This is a genomic window from Streptomyces sp. NPDC102360, assembly GCF_044766085.1.
Taxonomy (GTDB): Bacteria; Actinomycetota; Actinomycetes; order Streptomycetales; family Streptomycetaceae; genus Streptomyces.
Map to the genome: position 1 here is coordinate 1,120,654 of NZ_JBIWLG010000001.1, position 17,780 is coordinate 1,138,433.

General features: G+C 69.6%; 12 protein-coding genes and 1 pseudogene. 5 read left to right on the forward strand and 8 right to left on the reverse strand.

Annotated features, from left to right (window positions below; translation table 11 throughout):
• Positions 1-33: 33 nt before the first annotated feature.
• From ACIRHA_RS05115 to ACIRHA_RS05130, 4 genes are all read right to left on the reverse strand, one after another.
• Positions 34-1,476: a DUF1254 domain-containing protein gene (locus tag ACIRHA_RS05115; RefSeq protein ID WP_403839965.1), complete on the reverse strand. Its 1,443-nt coding sequence runs from the start codon at positions 1,474-1,476 to the stop codon at positions 34-36.
• A 6-nt stretch (positions 1,477-1,482) separates the two neighbouring features.
• A complete protein-coding gene (locus ACIRHA_RS05120; protein ID WP_403839968.1) occupies positions 1,483-2,949 on the reverse strand; it encodes a phytoene desaturase family protein in 1,467 nt (488 codons plus the stop codon).
• 4 nt (positions 2,950-2,953) lie between these two features.
• The gene (locus ACIRHA_RS05125; RefSeq protein ID WP_403839971.1) at positions 2,954-4,735 is read right to left on the reverse strand and encodes a DUF3556 domain-containing protein; all 1,782 of its coding nucleotides are present in this window, start codon (positions 4,733-4,735) and stop codon (positions 2,954-2,956) included.
• Positions 4,736-4,799: 64 nt separating this feature from the next.
• Positions 4,800-6,278 (reverse strand): class I adenylate-forming enzyme family protein, encoded by a 1,479-nt coding sequence (locus ACIRHA_RS05130; RefSeq protein ID WP_403839973.1) that lies wholly within the window; start codon positions 6,276-6,278, stop codon positions 4,800-4,802.
• Positions 6,279-6,591: 313 nt separating this feature from the next.
• On the opposite strand from ACIRHA_RS05130, the gene ACIRHA_RS05135 reads away from it, so the two are divergent.
• The gene (locus ACIRHA_RS05135; RefSeq protein WP_403839976.1) at positions 6,592-7,902 is read left to right on the forward strand and encodes a PucR family transcriptional regulator; all 1,311 of its coding nucleotides are present in this window, start codon (positions 6,592-6,594) and stop codon (positions 7,900-7,902) included.
• A 32-nt stretch (positions 7,903-7,934) separates the two neighbouring features.
• Here ACIRHA_RS05135 and ACIRHA_RS05140 read toward each other — a convergent pair whose 3' ends face one another.
• On the reverse strand, positions 7,935-8,696 hold the full coding sequence (locus ACIRHA_RS05140; RefSeq protein ID WP_403839979.1) for an SDR family NAD(P)-dependent oxidoreductase: 762 nt from the start codon (positions 8,694-8,696) through the stop codon (positions 7,935-7,937).
• Positions 8,697-9,116: 420 nt separating this feature from the next.
• On the opposite strand from ACIRHA_RS05140, the gene ACIRHA_RS05145 reads away from it, so the two are divergent.
• Positions 9,117-10,016, forward strand: a complete 900-nt coding sequence (locus ACIRHA_RS05145) for a bile acid:sodium symporter family protein (RefSeq protein ID WP_403839981.1) — start codon at positions 9,117-9,119, stop codon at positions 10,014-10,016.
• 38 nt (positions 10,017-10,054) lie between these two features.
• Here ACIRHA_RS05145 and ACIRHA_RS05150 read toward each other — a convergent pair whose 3' ends face one another.
• From ACIRHA_RS05150 to ACIRHA_RS05160, 3 genes and pseudogenes are all read right to left on the reverse strand, one after another.
• Positions 10,055-10,423, reverse strand: a complete 369-nt coding sequence (locus tag ACIRHA_RS05150; protein WP_403839984.1) for a hypothetical protein — start codon at positions 10,421-10,423, stop codon at positions 10,055-10,057.
• Between the two features lie 53 nt (positions 10,424-10,476).
• A complete protein-coding gene (locus ACIRHA_RS05155; RefSeq protein ID WP_403839986.1) occupies positions 10,477-10,914 on the reverse strand; it encodes a nuclear transport factor 2 family protein in 438 nt (145 codons plus the stop codon).
• A 397-nt stretch (positions 10,915-11,311) separates the two neighbouring features.
• Positions 11,312-12,226 (reverse strand): annotated as a pseudogene (locus ACIRHA_RS05160) (non-reducing end alpha-L-arabinofuranosidase family hydrolase); the annotation flags it as partial.
• Between the two features lie 564 nt (positions 12,227-12,790).
• Between ACIRHA_RS05160 and ACIRHA_RS05165 the strand changes: the two are divergent.
• The 3 genes from ACIRHA_RS05165 to ACIRHA_RS05175 all read left to right on the forward strand — a co-directional run bounded on the left by ACIRHA_RS05165 (position 12,791) and on the right by ACIRHA_RS05175 (position 17,654).
• Positions 12,791-14,215, forward strand: coding sequence for an endo-1,4-beta-xylanase (locus tag ACIRHA_RS05165; RefSeq protein ID WP_403842108.1), 1,425 nt, complete (start codon positions 12,791-12,793; stop codon positions 14,213-14,215).
• A gap of 375 nt (positions 14,216-14,590) precedes the next feature.
• Complete coding sequence (locus ACIRHA_RS05170) at positions 14,591-17,065, forward strand: DUF3289 family protein (RefSeq protein ID WP_403839989.1); 2,475 nt, start codon at positions 14,591-14,593, stop codon at positions 17,063-17,065.
• Positions 17,052-17,654, forward strand: coding sequence for a hypothetical protein (locus ACIRHA_RS05175; protein ID WP_403839991.1), 603 nt, complete (start codon positions 17,052-17,054; stop codon positions 17,652-17,654). Before ACIRHA_RS05170 ends, ACIRHA_RS05175 begins: the two co-directional genes overlap by 14 nt.
• Positions 17,655-17,780 lie beyond the last annotated feature (126 nt).

Sequence of the window (17,780 nt, forward strand, 5' to 3'; positions counted from 1 at the left end):
GGTGACTGGTGACTGGTGACTGGGTGGCAGGTGTCAGTGCCGCTCGATCGCCGGAGGCGGCCACTCGCCGGTGTGCAGGGCGGCGTCGGTGGGCTGGTAGGCGCGCAGGATCAGTTGGAACGGTCCGGCCGGGCAGGCCAGCCAGTTGGCCTTGCGGTCCGGGTCGGGTTCCTCGTGCTGGATGAGGATCTCGACGGAGCCGTCGTCGCCGCGCACGAGTGCCGGGTCCAGGCTGCTGACGGTGACGCGCCCGGAGGGGTGGTCGGGCAGTCGCCGGTCGGGCAGCGAGTAGATCGTGACCGACCAGTACGCGGCGACCGGCGGCAGCGCGTCCGCCTCGAAGCGCACGGTGTAGCCGTGGTCGCCGTCGAGCATCCGGCCGGCCGAGTCCATGAGGGCGGGCAGCGCCGCGTACTCGGCCTCGGTGTTGGCGTACAGGCCGCGGTGGGCGACGCCCGCACGCTGCAGGTGGTCGTGTCCGTAACTGCCGGTCTGCGCGCCGGTCTGGGAGAGGATCCAGCCGTTGCGGAGCACGGTGCGGGCGGTCATCGAGCGGGCCTGGACCAGCTTCCAGCCGTCGGCGACGGCGCGGGTCAGGCCCTCGCGGGTGGCGGAGTCGAGGCCGTCCGGGTCGAAGTCGCGGCCGGGACCGACGCCGATGCGGGCGAACAGGTGCAGCAGGCCCGCCTCGTCGGCGTGCCGGGTACCGGCTTCGGTCAGGGCCCGGTTGAGTACCGTGAAGAAGCCGAGCGAGGCGGAGAGTTCGTCCTGCGCGGCCGGGACCGCGCGGCGCGGGTCGTCGGCCGGTACGGTCCCGGACTCCGTGGTCGACCCGGCGCCGTGGACGGACAGCGGGGTGAGCGTGAACTGCCGCTGCACCGTGCGCGTGTGCTCCAGCTCCTCCGGCGACTCGAACAGGGTGCGCAGCAGGATGAAACCGGTGCGGGTCGGGACGTGGACCCGGGTGACGCCCTCGGGAAGGTCGCCGGTCCACTCCGGGCCGGTCAGCGCGTAGTCGCCGGGGCCCGAACCGACCGAGCGGTTCGAGATGTTGGCGCAGGTGTCGGTGTACGCGTCGAGGATCTGGGCGGCCCAGTAGCGCATGTCGCCGGTGTCCGGGACGTGCAGGATCAGCGGCTCGTCCGTCAGGTCGACGAACGTCTCGGAGTAGAGCAGGTCCGCGTTGGGCGTGACGAACAGCTCGAAGCTGTGATCGGCCGGGTCCGTCTCGTGGCGGAACGTGTTCAGCCGGCCGTGCTGCGCGCACGCCGGGTCCAAATACCGTGAGCGGACCCGGTAGTTCTCCACCAGTGGCCATCCGTACACGTACGCCTGGACTCCGATGGTGTACGCGTCGAGGACCCGGGACTCGTACAGCGTGTCGCTGAGCGGGGAGTCGTCGCGCTCGACGCGGTCGGCGCGGATGAGGGAGGACGGCGGGGTGGCGATGAAGCCGTCGGGCGCGTCGTTGCGCATGGGTGTTCAGCCCTTCTTCACGGGGGTGCTGTTCGTCGGGTGCGTGTCCAGCCAACTCAGCGCCTGCTCTGCCGCGTTGGCGCCTCCCATGCCGTGCACTCCGGCGCCGGGCGGGGTGGCGGCCGAGCACAGGTAGAGGCCGGGGGCCCCGAGCGAGTAGGGGTTCAGGCCGGCCCGGGGGCGCAGGACGAGCTGGCGGAGGGTGTTGGCGCCGGAGCAGATGTCGCCGCCGACGTAGTTCGGGTTGTAGGCGGCCATCTGCTGGGCCGTCCTCGTGTGGGTGGCGAGGATGCGGTCGCGAAAGCCGGGGGCGAAGCGTTCGATCTGGGCGGTGACCGCCTCGGTGGCGTCGCCGGTGTACCCGTGCGGGACGTGTGCGTACGCGTACAGGGGGTTGGCCTCGGCCGTGGAGCGGCTCGGGTCGGCGAGGTACTGCTGGCCGACCAGGACGAACGGCCGCTCCGGCATCTCACCGCGCGCGGTGGCGGCTTCGGCCGAGGCGATCTCGGCGGCGCTGCCGCCCAGGTGGAGGCTGCCGGCGCGGCGGCAGACCTCGTTGGTCCACGGCACGTCGCCGTCGATGGCGAAGTCGACCTTGTGGACGGCGGGGCCGAACCGGTAGCTGCCCAGCGCCTTGCGCACCCGCGCGGGCAGCCGGTCGCCGGCGATGCGGGCGGCGGCGTCGGGCGCCGTGTTCATCATGACGATGTCCGGTGCGGCGCCGGTGAGCTCGCGCAGCTGGTCGAGGCCGGTGACGGTGACGCCGGTTTCGACGCGGCCGCCGAGGCTCTCCAGGAGCCGGGTCATCGCCAGGGTGATGGACTGCGTGCCGCCGGCCGCGACCGGCCAGCCCACCGCGTGCCCCGCGGTCATCATCAGCGCTCCGATGGCGCTGCTGAGCGGGGTGTCGAGCCGTCCGAAGGCGTGCGCGGCGTTGCCCATGTAGAGGGCGCGGGCCGGCTCGTCCTTGAAGCGGCGCACCGCCCAGGTCGCCGGAAGGCCGGCGGTGAGCCCGAACCGGGCCATCGCCAGCGGATGCCGCGGCACCCCCACCACCGGCTGGAACACGTCTTCCACGAGCCGGTCGAAGCGGGCGGCGAGCGGCCCGAACAGGCGCCGCCAGGACGGCCCGTCGGCGCCGAGACTGCGCACGGTGCGGTCCATGTCGCGGTCGAGGACCCCGGCGCGCCCGTCGTCCAACGGGTGCGCCAGGTCCACCTCGGGCCACAGCCACCGCAGCCCGTGCCGTTCCAGGCCGAGCGAGGCGAGGAACGGTGAGGCCACGCCCGTCGGGTGGATGCCCGCGCAGTCGTCGTGCAGGACACCCGGCAGCGTCAGTTCCGAGGTGCGGGTGCCGCCGCCGACCCGGTCGCTGCCTTCCAGGACGGTGACGTCGACCCCTGCCTGGGCGAGCCGGATCGCGGCGGCCAGGCCGTTCGGGCCGCTGCCGACGACGACTGCGGTGGCGGACATGGGATCAGGCCTCCACGGGCGCGGGCTGCGCGGTGTGCTCGTTGTGCTCGGGGTGGGTCCAGGTGACGTTCAGCGGGATCGGGCCGTTCGGCAGCCACGGCTGCTCCTCGACGGCGTCCGCGACCTTCCACGTACCGCGCTCGATGACACCGAGGGCGGCGTCGATGACCCGGTAGGCCTGGGTGTCCTTGTGGATGGGCTGCGACTCGCAGTAGACGACGACCAGTTCACCCGGTGCGAAGTTCAGCCGCTTCTGCACGGCCTCGATGAGGCGCTCGTCGTGCAGGTGGCCGTCGCCGAAGTTCCAGCCGGTGAGCGAGTTGCAGATGAACTCGGCCTCGCGGACGGTGCGTTGGTCGATGTCGGGCAGGCGCTCGATCAGCAGCGAGTACAGGCCGCGGCCCTGGCTGTGCATGCCGCGCCACGCGATGGTCTTCTGGAGCAGCATCTCGGAGTCGCCGGGGGAGTACCCCAGGAGCCCGAAGCCCATGGTCTGGAGCTGCTCGACGTGGTTCTTCGCCGCGCCCTTGATCTCGTTGAGACGCTCTTCGCATCCGGGCTTGAACGCCCAGGTGGCGGAGGCCCAGTTGCCCGCGTACTGGCGCAGCGACGGGAGGAACGAGACCAGGTCGGGGCGGAAGTTGCCGAGCACGGGGAAGAAGGCGAGCGCGATGACGACCACCGGCAGTATCCAGCCCTGCGAGAAGTCGAGGACCGAGTAGCCGTCCTGGGCCGGGTGGCCGACGAACAGGAAGACCGCGGTGAAGCCGAACAGGATGTTCCACTCCAGCGGCACGGCGAGCGGGAACGTCGTGACGATGAACACGTGGAAGATCACCATCGCGGCGGCCGCGAGGAGGGTGATGGTGCGGTTCGGGGAGAACAAGAGGATCAGCGGGATCGCCAACTCGACCAGCGTGCCCATGATGTGACCCATGAACCAGCCCAGGCCGGACGGGCGCAGGTCCTCGGTGCCGCCCTTGTAGTGGGCGCGGCGCAGCCACTTGGAGAACGGCACCGGCATGTTGGAGACCATGGGCGGCACGACCATCGAGAAGTGCTTGCCGAACTTCGAGGTTCCGGCGCCGATCCAGACGATGACGATGAGCAGCTTCAGCGCGATGAGCATGTCGTGCACGTCGAAGACGGTCATGAACACGATCGCGGGCAGGTACTGCTCGCTGCGCGCCCCGAGGAAGATCAACCGGTCGCGCAGTCCGCAGACGACGAGCAGCACGGCGATGGCGGCGAGGACGTCCTTGCGGACCATCCCGTCGGAGTTCCCGGCCATGACCAGGGACGCGACCAGCGAGCCGATCAGTGCCACGTACAGCACGACGTCGATGACCTTGCGGGTGTCACCGGCGGTGCCGGGGACCTTGCCGGGCCACGGGGGCAGCCGGATCGTTCCGGGACGCAGCCAGTGCAGGGCGCCGCCCATCATCGGGTCGAAGTGGCCGGCCAGCGGGCCCCAGGAACCGGCCAGGCCGATCACCTCGAGCAGGACCGTCCACAGGAGCAGCTTCTCGTAGACGACGGGCTGGTCCCACCACTGCCCGATGTCGCTGAGCGAGCCCACGCCGTCGGTCGTCGCCGAGACGACGAGCAGGCCGCCGAACGCGTAGAGCACGACCAGTTTGAGGATGTACAGGCAGTGCACCATCCAGGGGCTGCCGAAGCCGTGCTCCACCCAGTGCTTGGACAGGACGCGGATCCGGTCCAGGAACGGTCGGGCGGCGAACGTCTGCGGATCTTCCTGCGGGAGATCCGGCTTCATGAATCCCATGGCGGGGTGTCGCCTCCTCGGGCGTGGGGGTGTCAGGGGTGTGGGGAGTCGGGGTGTGGGGGAGTCAGGGGCGCTGGGCGGGCACCGCGCGCCGCGCGGCAGCACGCAGCACCGGTTTGTCGATCTTTCCTACGGGGTTCCGGGGCAGGGCGTCCATGACGTGGACGGCCATCGGGATCTTCACCTTGGTGAGCAACTCGGCGCAGTGCGACCGGAGTTGGTCCGATGTTGGCTCGGCACCGGGGGCGGCCGTGACGTAGGCGACGGGCACTTCGCCGTACGTCTCGTGCGGCTCCCCGACGACGGCGGCCTCCAGGACCTGCGGGTGGGTGTGCAGCGCGGCCTCGATCTCCTTGGGGTACAGGTTCTCGCCGCCGCGGATGATCATGTCCTTGATGCGGTCGACGATGCTGAGGTGACCGTCCTCGTCGAGCACGCCGACGTCGCCGGTGTGCAACCAGCCGCCGGCCAGGGTGCGTTCGGTCTCTTCGGGCCGGTTCAGGTACCCGCGCATCACGGTCGGGCCCTGGATGACGATCTCGCCGCGTTCACCGGCCGGCACCAGCTCCCCGCCGGGACCCATGATCGCGATGCGCTGGCCCGGCATGGCGACACCCACGGTGCCGGGCTTGCGCGGGCCGTCCAGCGGGGTGGTCGCGGAGGCGCAGGTGCCCTCGGTCAGCCCGTACCCCTCGATGACATCGACACCGAACCGGTCCCGTACGGCGGCAAGGAGCTGTTCGGAGGCGGGCGCCGCGCCGCAGATCGCGAGGCGCAGCGACGATGTGTCGTACGCGACCTCCTTCGGCAGTGACACGAGGTGTGTGTAGATCGTGGGGACGGCGGAGAAGTACGTGGGCCGCAACTCGGCGACCGCCTTCAGGAACGGCTCGGGCTGGAAGCGGGCCAGCACCGAGAGCCGGGCGCCGACGCTCAGCGGGGCGAGGAAGCTGACGCAGATCGCGTTGACGTGGAACAGCGGCAGCACAAGGAGACAGTGGTCGTCGCCGGTCAGGCGCACCGTGGTGACCATGGACGCGGCCATCGCGTCGATGTTGGCGTGGCTGAGCATCACCCCCTTGGGGCGCCCTGTGGATCCGCTGGTGTAGACGAGCAGGGCGAGGGCGTCGACGTCGGCGGGAACCGGAGGCAGTTCGGCGCCCTCCGGCGTGCGCCGCAGCTCGTCCACCGCGATGGCGCGCCGGCCGCCGTCCGGCGCGTCCGGTCCTGAGTTGATGACGAGGACGGCGCCCGAGTCGGCGATCTGGTAGTCGGCCTCGTTCGCGGTGAACACCGGGTTCACCGGGGTGGCCACGGCCCCCAGACGCCAGGCGGCGACCAGGCTGATCAGCAGCTCCACCCGGTTGGGCAGCATGACCGCCACGACCGAGGCGGCCCGCACACCGCACTCGGCGAAGTGCTCCGCCACCGCCGTCACGCGCTCCTCGAACTGCGCGTACGTCAGCTGCTCGTGCTCGTCGCTCACGCACGGCCGGTCGTCGTACGACCGCGGCCGCAGCCACGGAAGGTACTCGCGTGACATGGGTGACTCCTGGTCTGTCGTGTCGTGGTCTGTCGTGTCGTGGTCTGTCGTCTCGGGGAGGCGCATACCGGCCGGCGCGCTGCGCAGCAGTCGGTGCATGTGGCAGACGGTAGAAGTCCGGGGGGCCCGCGTACTTGTGCTCGCGCACCAAAACATCGCAACGGCTTCGTGACGCGAGAGCCAATGCTTCGCAGGTCAGCGGTCTGTCATGCTGCCGTGCGGGCACACCGTTCGTATGCGGTCGACAAGCCGCGCATTCCGGATGTGTCGCAGATGAACCGCCCTGTCCGCCACCGCACCGTCCGGGACACAGATGAAGTCGCACACCACGTCCCCAGAGGAGATCGAGCGGCGGGCCGAAGCCGTCGTCGTCTCGGTCGCCACCGAAATGAGCGGCCAGCTCGACGAGTTGGTCGGCGCCTTGCAGACCGTGCTGTCGGACGAGATCACGGAATTGCGCGGGGACCCGGCGCTGCGCGAGATGCTCGCCGCGAGCAACGCCGCCAACCTGGAGGCGTTCACCGACGTCGCCCGGTACGGCATCGACACGAGCGGGCTGACGGCCCCGGCCGCCGCCGAGGAGTACGCGCGCTGGCTGGCCCGGCGCTCCATCGCCTCCAGCGCCCTCATCCGCGCCTACCGCATCGGACAGCAGCTCGTCCTGCGCTGGTTCCTGACGCGGACAGCGGAGCGCGAACCCGACGCACGGGTGGCGTACGCGGCCGGGCGGCTCGCCATGGAGGTGGCGTTCTCCTACGTCGACACCGTCTCGGAGCGGGTCGTCGCCGTCTACGAGACCGAGCGGGAACGCTGGCTGACCAACCGCAGCACCGAGCGCGCCGCCGCCCTGAGGTCCCTGGTCAGCGGTGACGTCACGAACCCGGCAGCCGCCGAGCGCTCCCTCGGCTACCGGCTGAGCCGGACACATCTGGGCGTGGTCGCCTGGACCGACGAACGCCGCCAGGCCGAGGGCGATCTGCACCGCTTCGAGACCCTGCTCACCTCGCTCGCCACGCTCGTCGACGCACAGCATGCGCCGCTGTTCGTGCCCCAGGACCGCTCGGTGGCCTGGGCCTGGATCCCGCTCCGCGCCGGCGCCTGCGCCCCGGCCGCGGAACAGCTCGCCGAGCTCACGGCCCGCGCAGGATCCGACATCCGGCTCGCGCTCGGTACCCCGGCGACGGGCGCGGCCGGTTTCCGGGCCACGCACACCGAGGCCCTGCGCGCGCAGACCGTGGCGATGATCGCCGGAGACCGCGCCGACGCCGTCACCTCTTTCGGCGACGCCGACGTCCGCACCGCGGCGCTGCTCGCCGCCGACCTGGAGGCCACCCGGCACCTGGTGGCGGACTCGCTCGGGGCGCTCGGCGAGGACAGCGCGTCGACGTCCCGGCTGCGCGAGACACTGCTCGCGTTCCTCAGCGAGAACGGCAGCTATGTCGCCACGGCCCGCCGCATCCACCTGCACAAGAACACGGTCAAGTACCGCGTGGACAAGGCGGTCCAGGCCCGCGGCCGGCCGCTCGACGAGGACCGGCTCGAACTGGAGCTGGCCCTCATCGCCGGCCGCAGGCTCGGCGGGGCGGTGCTGCGCACCGCGCCCGCCCGCGCCGCCTCCCGGTAGCGCTGCTCAGAACAGGCTTCGGGGTGCGCCGCTCAGAACAGGCTGCCGGTGAGCCCGCCGTCGATCGCGTAGTGCGCGCCGGTGATGAACCGGGCGTCGTCGGAGCCGAGGAACGCGATCAGCGCCGCGATCTCCTCGGGCTTGCCCTCCCGGCCCTGCTTCGCCGCGATCAGGTGGTCGAACGGCACGGGGGAGACCGCGTTGATGGGCTCCACCAGGCGGCGGGCCATGTCCGTGGAGACGATGCCGGGGCACACCGCGTTGACGGTGATGTCGGCTCCGCGCAGCTCCGCGGCGGCGGTCTCGGTGAACCGCAGGATGGCGCCCTTGGAGGCACAGTACGCGGCGAGCGTCGGGCCGCCGCCCATGCCGGCGATGGAGCCGAGGTTGACGATGGCGGCCTTGTCGGAGGCGGCGAGCGCGGGCACGACGGCCTTGGTGACACGGAAGGTGCCGCCGGCGTTCACGTCGAGGACGGTCATGAAGTCCTCGTCGGTCAGCTCCGTGATCGGCTTGGCGATCTCGATGCCGGCGTTGTTGACGACCAGGTCCAGGCCGCCGAGGGCCTCGACGGCGGCGTCGACCGCGGTCTGCACCTCGTCGCTGGAGCGCACGTCGCAGCGCAGGCCGACGGTGTCGTTGCCCAGCTCCTTGGCGGTGGCCTCGGCCCCGGCCAGGTCGAGGTCGGCGATGACGACGCGGGCGCCCGACGCGATGAGCTTCTCGGCGATGGCGCGGCCGATGCCCTTCGCGCCGCCGGTGACGAACGCGCGGCGGCCGGTGAGGTCGGTCATGGGGGGGATCCTCCTGGAACGCAAGGGTTGCTGGGCTGACGGGACGCGGCCTTGAACGGCCGCGCTGGTGGAGGCGGTGGCGGTGTCGCCCGCCGGGCGGGTGTGTCCGGTGAGGGGCGGGCTGTCTGTTGAGCGGGCCGCCCGGGGCAGGCGGGCTGCCTACGGATCGGGCCGGCCGCCCAGTAACGGCCGCCGGGCTTAAGCACGGGGTCCTGACCGCCTCGGGCTTCAGGCTAGGAACGCGGCGCCCGGCTCCGCTTGGCACGCGACCACGACTGATCACCGGCCTTTCGTTCCCCCGCACCAATCCCGTGGGCCGGGGCGGCGACCTACCGTGCACCTGGCGGTCCCGCTTTCTCGTTGGCGGGGACGTCCGCCGACGTCCGTCCGGTCGCAAGACCTGTCTCCCGGAGCCCGCCCATGAACTCCGTCATCACCCAGACCCTGTTGCCCGTCGCGCTGGCCGTCGTCATGGCCGGGCTCGGCCTGTCCCTGACCGTCACCGACTTCCGGCGCGTCGCCAGGCACCCGAAGGTCGTCACGGTGGCCCTGCTGCTGCAACTGGTGGCGCTGCCCGCCGTCTGCTTCGGCATCACCTACGCCCTGGACCTCTCGCCGGTCCTCGGCACCGGCATGATGCTGCTCGCCGCGTCGCCCGGCGGCACCGTCGCCAACGTCTTCAGCCACCTCTTCCACGGCGATGTGGCTCTCAACGTCACACTCACCGCGGTCAATTCGGTCCTCGCGGTGGTCACGGTGCCACTCGTGGTGAACTTCAGCCTCTGGTACTTCGCCCCGGACCTCGGCGCCGACGGCGTCACGCTGCAGTTCGGCAAGGTCCTCGAAGTGTTCGCCATCGTCCTGATCCCGGTCGCCCTCGGCATGTTGCTGCGCCGTGCGAAGCCCGTGCTCGCCGAACGCCTCGACCGCCCCGTACGACTCGTGTCGACCGTCGTCCTGGCCCTGGTCGTCCTGGGCGCCGTGTTCAGCGAACGCGCCCACCTGGGCGGCTACTTCGCCTCCGTCGGCCTCGCCTCGCTGCTGTTCTGCCTGGTCAGCCTGAGCGTGGGTTTCTGGGTCCCGCGGGCGGTCGGGGTACGGCACCGGCAGGCGGTGGCGGCCGCCTTCGAGATCGGCGCGCACAACGCGACCCTGGCGATGACGCTGGCCATGACCACACTGGGCAGCGTGCGCCTCGCGATCCCGGCCGCCGTCTACGCCATGATCATGATTCCGGTGACGGCGCTGTTCGGCTGGGTGCTGACGACCCGCAGGGGCGCCCTCGCCGCGCCCCCGGCACCGGCGGAAAACCCCAACTGAACCCGCCCGACCGAAGAACAGGTGTCCAAGCGCACGCCCTACCAGCACTTCCATGGCAAGGACGAACTCGTCGCCGAGTACCTGCGCCGGTTCGGTCCCTCCGTTCTGTCCGGCGTGTTCGACCGCACCGACCTCACGCCCCGCGAACGGCTCCTCGCCGCCTTCGACGTCGCCCCCGCCACCCCGCGTCCCAGTACGCGCGCGACTACAAGAAGGCGGTCGCCGCGCGGCTCGCCGACACCGCCCGCGAGGCCGGCGCCGACGACCCTGAACAGCTCGGCGAGCAGCTCGCGCTGCTCATCGACGGCGCCGCGGCCCGCGCCCGGTTCCTCGACGCCGACGCCTTCCCCGCCGCCGCCATCGCCGCCGTCCTCATCGACAACGCTGCCCCCGCCACGTCCGGCCACGGCCCGCCACGGCCGGCGTTGCTCCCGGCCGGCGGCCCGTGCGGAGGTGGCCGCTAGGCGGTGAGGCCCGGAGGCTGACCGGTCGTCCATACGGCCTCCACGTCCTGCCGCTTGAACCGCCAGCCGTCAGGAGTGCGCAGCAGGTCGGCGTCGAAGATGCCGCCCACAGTGAACAGCGGGTCGGCCCACTGCGTCTCCGGTCGGTGGACGTGCGTCATGTGCGCGTGCCAGACCGCCGTGGCCCGGTCGCCGTCCAGCGTTACTACCAGGTCGCTTGCCAGATGCAGGGTGCGGGCGAACCGTTCGACCGCCGTCCGGGTGTGCCGGGCGACCTCTTCCCGCGTGGTGATCCGTCCCACCGGCGTGTCGGCCGAGGCGTCCTCGGTGAAGAAGCCGGCGGCCCAGCCGTCCGGGAACTGGCGCTCGTCCAGGAAGTGGAAGAAGCGGCTGACCAGGTCGGAGATCTCGAAGTGAGCCGTGTGCGATGTCATGTCGCAAGGGTCATGCGTCAAGTGTGGTTGAGGTCAAGGAGGTTGAGGGGCGAAGGTGTGTGCGCCGGCGGACGACCCGGTGGAGACGACGCCCAGCGTGCCCAGGACGCCCAGCACCCCTCCAGACCCGCCTCAAGGAGCTGATACCCACGGCGCGGACCACGTCGGCGTCGGCGTCGGTGGCAGCCATCACGTAATCGGTCACGGGTCCCGCCCCCATCCAAGCCGCAGAGCGGTGTGCAGGTCATCTGCACACCGCCGGCCGGGTGCGACCGACCACCCGGAGGTCGACGGGGTCCGACCGGGGGCAACGCGGGGCGCATGAGCGGGAGTTGGCGAAGAGCCGGGTGGGCCCGCCCCGCCTGCTCCCTGCCAGGGCCGGACCCGTGTCACGTCGTCAGCGCCGCAGCGTCAGCAGACCCGGACGGTAGGGCAGGAGGCCGTAGTCGCCGCCGGAGTTGGGGCTGCGTCCCTGGTAGAGCAACTGCAGATTGCAGGGGTCGACGGTCATGGTCTGATCCGCGCTGGTGCGGAGCAGTTCGCCATGGCTGATGTCGTTGGTCCAGGTGGCGCCGCTGTTCGCCTTGCCGGCGAAGGGGTTGCTCTCGGTCGCCGCCTGGGGTGTCCACGAACCGTTCAGGCTGGTGGCGGTGAACGAGCGGAAGTAGCGGCCCTGTGAGCCGATCGCCTCGACCATCATGAGGTAGCGGTTCTGGCCTTGGAGCTTGTAGACCTGCGGGGCTTCGAACAGGTTGTTCGTCGTATCGCTCATGACCACGGTCGAGTTCGCGCCGAAGCTGCCCGGGAAGTTCCCGATCGGCATGCCGGCCCGGTAGATCTTGCCGTTGTCACCGGCGAAGAACAGGTACATGTTCGTCCCGTCTCCGATGAGCGTCTGGTCGATGGGGCCCGTTCCGGAGCCGGAGATGCTTCCGGAGAACAGTGTCCGCGGGGATGACCAGCCGTTCGGGTTGGTGGGGTCGCTCGACGTCCGGTAGGAGAAGGCGGTCCCGCCCCACTGGTAGGTGAGCACCCAGATGTTCTTCGGCGCGAAGTAGAAGAGTGTGGGCGCGACCGTGGCGGAAGACATCGTGTTCTGGCGGGCCGAAGCCATCTCCGACCAGTTGGTGAACAGGTCGAAGTTCATCGAACCCCAACTCGTGCCCGTGTCGTGTGTCGTCGCATAGACGAGCTGCTTGCCGTTGTGGGGGACGACGGTGAAGTCCTTGAGCGAGGCCCAGCCCGGCTTGGGCTGCGCCAGCGCGCCCGTGGAGGACCAGCGGTACGTCGACGGGAGATCACAGGCGTCGGGAGCGTTGCCCTCCGTCGCCGCGCCGGCGGGATGGGCGCCGAGGAAGGTGGCCACGAGCAAGAAGGGCGCAAGGACGGTGAGTAAGCGTCTCAGGCGGAACGGGGACGCATGGCGGAACGGGGACGCATGGCGGAACCACATCAGAGGGACTCCTTGAGGGGGCGGAGCGGTTCCGAAAACGTTTCGGAAAGTTCCCGGAATCATTGACGCCACAAGCTAGGAATGTGAGGACCTCCGGTCAAGGAGTGAAGCCGATCTGTCTAAAAACGGCGCCTACGCCCTGGGGCTCGACAAGGTGTCTCGCCGACCGGCAAACGCGCTGCACAACGTCTCGAATCGGCCTTACGGCGTCCGTCGGCAGTGACGTCAGGGGTTCGTCGCTGACTCACTGGGATTCCGGAAAGTTTCGGGCGAGGAACGGAAACTACTTCTACGAGAAGGCTTGACGGGCCCTCGTCAAGCCTCAATCATCCCGTCTGGGAAACCGGCCAACGTTCAAGATCTCGAACCATGCCGGCCGGGTTCCGGCTCGCCTTCCGTGATCTCTACCTTGGAGGCACCGTCATGGGCTCGTACGCCCTTTCCAGACCCGATACCCGCCGGAAGACCCGAAGTCTGCTGTTGGCGCTGGTCGTCGGCGTCTTGGTCGCCGCCGGCGCGCTGACCGCCGCACCGAGAGCACACGCCGCCGAAAGCACGCTCGGTGCCGCGGCGGCGCAGAGCGGCCGCTACTTCGGTACCGCCATCGCCTCGGGCAAGCTGGGCGACTCGGCGTACACGTCGATCGCGGCCCGTGAGTTCAACATGGTGACGCCCGAGAACGAGATGAAGATCGACGCCACCGAACCGCAGCGGGGCCAGTTCAACTTCACCGCCGGCGACCGCGTCTACAACTGGGCGGTACAGAACGGCAAGAAGGTCCGCGGACACACCCTGGCCTGGCATTCCCAGCAGCCGGGCTGGATGCAGAGCCTCAGCGGCAGCACCCTGCGCCAGGCGATGATCGACCACATCAACGGCGTAATGAGCCACTACAAGGGCAAGATCGCCCAGTGGGACGTCGTGAACGAGGCCTTCGCCGACGGAAGTTCGGGCGCCCGGCGCGACTCCAACCTGCAGCGCACCGGCAACGACTGGATCGAGGCCGCCTTCCGCGCCGCGCGCGCCGCCGACCCGGCCGCCAAGCTCTGCTACAACGACTACAACGTCGAGAACTGGACCTGGGCCAAGACCCAGGCCATGTACGCCATGGTCAAGGACTTCAAGCAGCGCGGCGTACCCATCGACTGCGTCGGCTTCCAGTCGCACTTCAACAGCGGCAGCCCCTACAACAGCAACTTCCGCACCACGTTGCAGAACTTCGCCGCGCTCGGCGTCGACGTGGCCATCACCGAACTCGACATCCAGGGTGCCTCGGCCACGACCTACGCCAACGTGACCAACGACTGCCTGGCCGTCGCGCGCTGCCTCGGCATCACCGCCTGGGGTGTGCGCGACACTGACTCCTGGCGTTCGGGGGACACACCACTGCTCTTCAACGGTGACGGCAGCAAGAAGCCCGCCTACACCGGGGTCCTCAACGCACTCAACGGCGGTTCCACCACGCCCCCTTCGGGATCCGGACAGATCAAGGGCGTCGCGTCGGGGCGCTGTGTGGACATGCCCAGCACCACCGACGGCACGCAGCTCCAACTCTGGGACTGCAGCAACGGCACCAACCAGCAGTGGACGTACACCGACGCCGGTGAGATCAAGGGCTCCGGCAACAAGTGCCTGGACGCCGGCGGCTCAGGCAACGGCGCCAAAGTCCAGATCTACAGCTGCTGGGGCGCCGACAACCAGAAATGGCGTCTCAACTCCGACGGCTCCATCGTCGGCGTCCAGTCCGGCCTCTGCCTCGACGCCGTCTCGGCAGGCACCGCCAACGGCACCCTGATCCAGCTCTACACCTGCTCGAACGGCAGCAACCAGCGCTGGACCCGCACCTGAGGGCACCCGCCCCCGACGACAGAACCAATCGCCGATGGTCCCGGGGCGCCGCCATGACGGTGGCGGCCCGGGCAACGCAGGCCGAGGGGAGCCGAGCACCCACCAAGCTCTGTCCGACCCTGCACGCAGCCCCTGATGTCGTAGACCGTCCCCTCGGGCAGGTTCATGTTGCGGCGCGTGCGGTCGCCCGGCATCAGGCCGCCACCCGTCGCGAACCCGCCGAAACGGAGTTAAATCTTCCTCCCCAATTCCCCCTCCGGACTATCGGGGGACCCTCACTCACAGCTGTGTACGCTGCTCCCGCAGACCGGTGAAGTGCCGTGAAACGGGGGCTACTTCGCGACGACAGGGAACTTTCCACACGTGGGAGGCACCATGTACAGACGCGTCACGATTCCACTCAGCGCCGTGTTATTCCTGCTCGGGACCGCAGCACCGTCCGCCATCGCCGACGGCGGCGGCTCACCTCCCGGGCAAACGCTCTACCGCGACACCGAAGTCAAGATCTCTTATCGGAAGCTCAACGCCGGCGACCCGCAACAGAGCAAGGTGCCGGCGGCGATCCGCGAGAAGACCCCCGAGGGCTCCTATCTCGCACAGTTCCAGGTCGAGAACATCTCCCAGCACGAGATCAACGACTGGTCCCTGACCTTCGAGCTCCCCGACCGGATCACCGCCACCGACGCGGTACGACTGGACTCCGGGCAGGGCGACCGTGCCACCTTCCAGAGCACCTCGGCGAACAGGGTGATCGAGCCGGGCGAGACCTCCACGCTCTGGTACAGCGCTCGGCCCGATGGCAGCGCGCACACCCCGACCTGGGCGAACTTCGCCAAGGACGGCGCGAGCCCGACCAAGGACACCGACGGCGACGGCCTCACGGACGACATCGAGCAGCGCGCCAAGCTCGACCCGAAGGCCAAGGACACCGACGGCGACGGCCTTACCGACTTCGTCGAACTCGGTAACCGCAGCGACGCGCTCCAGCGCGACACCGACGGGGATGGTGTCTCCGACGGCCAGGAGGATCCCGACGGGGACAGCATCACCAACCTGCGTGAGTTGCAGCTCAAGACTGCCGCAGGCAACGCGGACACCGACGCGGACGGTCTGGCGGACGGCAAGGAGCTCGCCCGGCACACCAACCCGGTCAAGGCCGACACCGACGGCGACGGTGTGGAGGACGGCCAGGAGGGCCGTATCGGCTCCGACCCGCGCACCGCCGAGTCCGCCTTCGACGTGAAGCGCACAGCGGACGGCGGCGTCACCGAGGCCTCCGCCGCCGTCAAGGACCTGCGTCCCGATCAGGTGCAGGCCTTCGACATCACCGAACTCCCGGCCGACCAGAAGCAGTTCCCGAAGTCCACGCCGGGCTATCTGGGCAACGGCTACCAGCTCTCGGCCGACAAGACATCAGGCCGGGCGAAGGTCTCCTTCGCGATCGACCCGGAGCGGACCGGCCGCGGTGTCGAGCCGGCCGTCTACCGCTACGACGAGAAGTCCCAGCGGCTGGTCAAGGTGGCGGCCCAGCGGCTCGACGGACACACCATCACGGCCACGGCCGACGACCCGGCCAAGTACATCGTGCTCGACAGCCGGGCCTTCGACAAGGCGATCGAGCGGAGCTCCCGCACCGATGCCGCCGATGCCACCCAGGACTCCCAGGACACCCAGGGCGCCCGGCAGTCGAAGGACTCCGACAGCGACGGGATCAGCGACCACGACGAGCGGCAGATCCGGGACGGAAAGCTCCTGACGGGCAACGGGCTGCCCGTCGGAAAGCTGGACCCGGACAACGCGGACTCGGACGGCGACTCGGTCGTGGACGGCAAGGAGATCCAGGTCGTCACCGGAAAGCTGAACGGGTCGGCGAACCAGATGAACCAGACGAGCCAGGCGGACCAGGTGGATCAGGTCTACGCGAAGCTCACCTCGAACCCCCTGAAGCGGGACACGGACGGCGACGGGAAGCGCGACGACGCCGACAAGCAGCCCATGGTGGCCGTGCCGACGGACATGCTGATCCACCAGTCCGCGAACCGGGAGGGGCACCGCAAGGAGCCCGATCCGAACGACGTCAAGGTGCCGCTGAACCCGCTGGTGGCGGACGACCTGACGTTCAACGACTACAGCTACGGCGAACTGACGGATCTCAGCTGGCAGTTCTACGTCGCCTCGTTCACCCCGGAGTCCTGGATGTGGGGCGAGTTCAACAGCATCATGAACGTCGGGAAGGAGGGGGCGGACTACGACCACCAGCAGGCAGTCGTCGATCTGTACAACGGGTTCCGCTACGGCCGCGGCGGCCAGAGCGCGGGCACCGTCACGGTGGACGACAACTTCGACCCGGCCCGCTTCCAGACGGTCGGCTCCGGCACCGCCCTGTCCCGGGCGGTCGCGTCATCACCACAAGAGCAGCAGTACATCGAGAAGGCCGAGGGGATCATCACCCGGATCCTCCAGGACAACCGGGGTGACACGGCGCCGCTCACGGTCGCGGACAAGCTCGACCAGAACCTGCTGTACCAGGAGTTCAACCGCACGGGCCTGAAGTACCCGGTGTACGACTTCTCCGCCACCAACGACAATCAGCGGGCGCTGTCCATCGCCATCCACCAGTTCCACGGGCACACCATCGAGCTGAAGGACTACACGGTCAGCGGGAACACGTTCTCCGGGACACTGCGCTTCCACTCCTACGACCACTTCGGTCTCGACCCGGACGACGAGATCACCACGTACGGCTTCATCGACTGGTTTACGCTGCAGCACTACGACAGGTTCGACGGGAAGTACACCCCGCCGATCGCCCAGGCAGACGTCGAGGTGCCCATCAGTGGGTCGTTCTGACGCCCTCGAGCTAGAGCGGCGCGCCAGGCGGCGCTCGCCGGGCCGGATCCTGCTCGTCACACTGATCGTCGTGGCGGCAGCAGTCCTGGCCTGGCGGGTCGCCGTCTTCGGCATGCTGGGGTGGCACTTCGGCAGCGGTTTCGACGAGCGGCGCTTCGACAAGCTGGAGCAGCAGATCGACCACCGGCAGTCCGCCTTCGCCAAGGCCGACGCCCGGATGCGACAGCTGGCGGCCGCCCATCCGAAGGCCGAAGTGATCACCTGGATCCAGGCCCGCATCTGTGTCCGTGAGGCCGGACGCCCCGAGGAGTGCGACCCGACGTCTCGGAAGGACAAGGCCACGTACGACGCCCTCTGGGGCACCGACGTGATCCTGCATCAGTCACACGACAAGAACCGCGTCTTCTTCCGCTTCTACGGAAACGACCCCCCGATCTACACCCTCATGCACGCCCCCGCCGACACCGATACCGAGTCGTACGCGGACGCCCACGGCTTTCGCACCAGCCGCTCCCTCGACCCCGGCTGGACCCTCCTGGGCCCCATCCCCGACCTGGATCAAGAGAACAGGCAGTGGCAGTACGACTGAGCCGGACGCCCATGGCGGCACGGCCGTCCATGCCGGATCGCTCGGCGCGGGTGGCGACGCCGAGCGAGGGGTGGTCATATACGTGATCCGTCTTCACGGCATCGAACCTTGAAGGCGGTGGGCGGC